We start from the raw sequence: 1290 nt of genomic DNA, 5'->3' as shown, positions 1-1290 counted from the left end.
TCCGGTTTTTTCTTCTTAGGAGAACGAGGTTGTTTAAGCAAAGATTTCAAGTTAACTAGCTGGGCTAAATCTGTCAACCAAAGAGCAAATTGGGGGGGTGATAATGATCCGACAGTCCTCCAGTATATAGGGTCAATCGCAATGATCATTCCTTGATAATTCCCCTGAATTTCAGTAATTAAGTAGAATTCAGAAAGGCTGGCATCGATTTTCCCGCGCACCATGTATGCTGCCGAGAGTTCTACGGATTACAGCTAAAGTATTGTAGGCAACCAAAGCTAAACAAAAACAGAATAAAGCAGCTTGGGGATAACCTAAACCTGGAATTTCTCCGGCAAAGTTCTTCTCTAGAACTTGAAACATCGTTTCAATATTCCAGCGTTTTCTATACAACTCGGCTACTTCAATCGCATTCTTCACAGTCGAAGGCAAGCTTGTAAGAATAGCAATCTCTGACTCGCCGTTACGAGTTGGTTTGTGAAGGTGCAAGACTACTCTTCGTACATTCTTTAAAGATTCTTCCAGGCTAGTCACACTAATTGTTTGTTCAAACACTGTACCTGTCTCGACTTGACCCACTTCGCTCTATGGAGTCAAAGCTGTCTGGGGTAAAGTTTTATGTTCTCGGATTAAAAATTTAGTCCCTGCCTGATCCAAGCCAAACAGAAATCCTTTGGTACACATATTGCGATCGGCTATCCATAATTCACCACTCTTGACAGTCTCTAACACCTGGTCAAATAATGCACGTTCTTGACTATAACCATCCAGACATGGAAATACATTAATTGCTAATCTTAAATCAGGGTCGAGCACAACTAGAGATTTTCCGGGTAATGCTGCTGCTGCACGTGGTCTCAGAACTTTCAGGCGATGATTAGTCGGTGCCAAACAATTACCATCAATGATTCTGACTGGATAACCTGATAATATGGGATTAGGAACGGCTCCAATCAGTTCCATTAAAGTTGCCATCTCTGCCGATGTCTCTCTCAACAGTGCTGCGCTGACTCCCACTTCCATTCCCAACAGTTTGTTATAAATAGCCGTGCGACTCACATTGAGTTTAGTAGCATTTGCTTTGTATGCAGCATTGACGGAAGGATGAATGCCACAAATTACCAGGCTCATCATATCTACGAGATTGGAGAACAATAACTCCCGCATATATTGGCGAGAGAGCATTTTTCTCAAAGATGATGTCCATTTGCTCTCTCGCCAATATACGCTCCATTACACCTCGCACCATGAGGGTGATGGGAGTTTTTTGGACAAATCTGTCAAATATTG

2 protein-coding genes are annotated in these 1290 nt (G+C 42.2%); both read right to left on the bottom strand.

The features are described from left to right. Positions 1–189: 189 nt before the first annotated feature. Entirely contained in the window at positions 190–555 is a 366-nt protein-coding gene (locus QUB52_RS29150; RefSeq protein WP_332965977.1) for a transposase, read from the bottom strand. Between the two features lie 30 nt (positions 556–585). Continuing rightward, positions 586–1185 (bottom strand): hypothetical protein, encoded by a 600-nt coding sequence (locus QUB52_RS29145; protein WP_332965978.1) that lies wholly within the window; start codon positions 1183–1185, stop codon positions 586–588. Positions 1186–1290: the final 105 nt, after the last annotated feature.

It is taken from the genome of Microcoleus sp. A6-C6 (assembly GCF_036705955.1).
Classification (GTDB): domain Bacteria; phylum Cyanobacteriota; class Cyanobacteriia; order Cyanobacteriales; family Microcoleaceae; genus Microcoleus.
This window is presented reverse-complemented; position numbering and strand designations above follow the sequence as displayed.